Below are 2415 nucleotides of genomic sequence, written 5' to 3'. Positions count from 1 at the left end.
GCGCCGGGGTGGCCCGGTCGGGGCCGACGGCCTCGCGGTAGCGGGCGACCGTGCCCTCGGCGGCGCGGGCCCAGGTGAAGTGCCGCAGCACGCGCTCGCGTCCGGCCGCGCCGAGCCGCATCCGCAGTTCCCGGTCGCCGAGCAGCCGGTTCAGGCCGGCGGCCAGCGCGTCCGCGTCGCCCGGCGGCACCGCGAGGCAGGTTTCCCCGTCGGGTCCGGCGACCTCCGGGACGGCCCCGCCGGTGGTGGCCAGCAGCGCCGTGCCCGTCGCCATCGCCTCGGCGGCCGGCAGCGAGAAGCCCTCGTACAGCGAGGGCACGCACGCCACCTCCGCCGACCGCACCAGGTCGACGAGTTCGGCGTCGGAGATGCCCTTGACGAACTCGACGGCGCCTTCGAGGCCGTACCGCTCGATCGCCTGGGCGACGGGCCCCTCCGCGGGCCGCTTGCCGACGACGACGAGGTGCGCCCGCGGGTGCTCGGTGCGGGCCTTCGCCAGCGCCTCGACGAGGAAGACCAGGCCCTTGAGCGGCACGTCCGCGCTGGACGTGGTCACGATCCGGCCCGGCACCCGGGGCACCGACGGGTCGGGCGAGAACAGGTCGGTGTCGGCACCGATGTGGACGACGTGGATCCGGTCGTCCCGTACGCCGAGGTGGTCGACGATCTCCTGGCGGGAGGTGCCGGAGACGGTGAGCACGGAGGGCAGGCGGCGCGCGACGCGCTTCTGCATGCGGGTGAAGGCGTACCAGCGGCGCACGGAGTACCGGCGCTTCCAGCCGTCGGCGGCGTCGAGTTCCAGTTGCCGGTCGACGGTGATGGGGTGGTGGATGGTGGTGACGAGGGGCGCGCCGACGTCGCCGAGCAGTCCGTACCCCAGCGTCTGGTTGTCGTGGACGACGTCGAAGTCGCCGCGGCGGGCGCGCAGATGGCGGCGGGCGCGCAGCGAGAACGTCAGCGGCTCCGGGAATCCGCCGGTCCACATCGTGCCGACCTCGAGCGCGTCGATCCAGTCGCGGTACTCGCCGCGGCCCGGGGTGCGGAAGGGGTCGGGCTGGCGGTACAGGTCGAGGCTGGGCAGCTCGGTGAGGGAGAGCCGGTCGCCGGCCGCGGGGTCCTCGTCCAGGACCGGATAGGGCTGGGCGCCGACGACCTCGACGCGGTGGCCGAGGCGGGCCAGTTCGCGCGAGAGGTGGCGGACGTAGACGCCCTGGCCGCCGCAGAACGGGTTCCCCTTGTAGGTGAGGAGGGCGATGCGGAGCGGTCGCAAGCCGTCGGCGGCGGGCTCCGGACGGGGACCCGTCCCACTGGCCTCAGCGGTCACTCCCGGGCCCCCTTCTCACTGCACTGTCCCGCGACACTACGCCGGGACGTTAATCTAGAACAAGTTTCAGACTTGATCGTCAGAGGCTCCGAATCTACCGGCAGGTAGCGGGGCTGGGACGAGTGGATCAGGTGATTCACGCCACGGCGCGGCACTCCGCCGGGCTACCGTCCGGACGGACGACGGGGAGAAGGTGACCAAGGTGGACAACCCGGAAGCGGAAGCAATTGCTCCGCGGCACCGCTCCCCCTCCCTCGCCCCTTCCCCGCCGCTCACCGAGCGGCAGCGGGAGCGCCGCCGCCGCATCCTGCGCGCGACCGCCCGGCTGGCCTGCCGGGGCGGTTTCGAGGCCGTGCAGATGCGCGAGGTCGCGGAGTCGTCGCAGGTGGCCCTCGGCACGCTGTACCGCTACTTCCCGTCCAAGGTGCATCTGCTGGTCGCCACCATGCACGACCAGTTGGAGCGGCTGCACGGCACGCTGCGCAAGAGCCCGCCGGCCGGCGACACGGCCGGTGACCGGGTGGCCCAGACCCTGATGCGGGCCTTCGGCGCGCTGCAACGCGAACCCCGGCTGGCCGAGGCGATGGCCCGCGCCCTGACCTTCGCCGACCGCAGCGTCTCCCCGGAGGTCGACCAGGTCTCCCGGCAGACCACGGCGATCATCCTGGACGCGATCGGCGGCATGGAGGACGCGACGCCCGCCCAGCTCTCCGCGGTCCGCGTCATCGAACACACCTGGCTCTCCACCCTGATCACCTGGCTCGCCGGCCGCGCCTCCCTCACCCAGGTACGCGTGGACATCGAAACGGTCTGCCGCCTGCTCGACCTGGCGGAGACCAGACCGGGGCGGCCGACGGCGCACGTGTGACACCGGCGCGCCGCCGGCCGCCCCGGGCGGGGCCGCGCGCCCCCGCACCCGCCCCCCCCCCCCCCCCCCCCCCCCCCCCTCCCCTCCCCCCCCAGCGGGGGGGGGGGGGCCCCCCCCCCCCCCGGCGGCCCGCGCCCCCAAAACGGGCCGGCCCCCCCGCCCCCACAAGGGGCGGGGGGCCCCCGCCGTGCCGTACGCGGTCAACCATGCCGTACGCGGGAAC

2 protein-coding genes are annotated in these 2415 nt (G+C 74.8%); one reads left to right on the top strand and one right to left on the bottom strand.

All coding sequences use genetic code 11. The features are described from left to right. The coding region (locus DMH12_RS38195; protein ID WP_148107602.1) for a glycosyltransferase family 4 protein at window positions 1–1324 on the bottom strand (1324 nt) is incomplete at its 3' end. Window positions 1325–1526: 202 nt separating this feature from the next. Between DMH12_RS38195 and DMH12_RS38190 the strand changes: the two genes are divergently transcribed. Beyond that, window positions 1527–2192, top strand: coding sequence for a TetR family transcriptional regulator (locus DMH12_RS38190; RefSeq protein ID WP_125495831.1), 666 nt, complete (start codon window positions 1527–1529; stop codon window positions 2190–2192). Window positions 2193–2415: the final 223 nt, after the last annotated feature.

The organism is Streptomyces sp. WAC 04229, assembly GCF_003947455.1.
Classification (GTDB): domain Bacteria; phylum Actinomycetota; class Actinomycetes; order Streptomycetales; family Streptomycetaceae; genus Streptomyces.
Note: the sequence above shows the minus strand (reverse complement) of the source record. Positions and strands in the feature narration are given on the sequence as shown.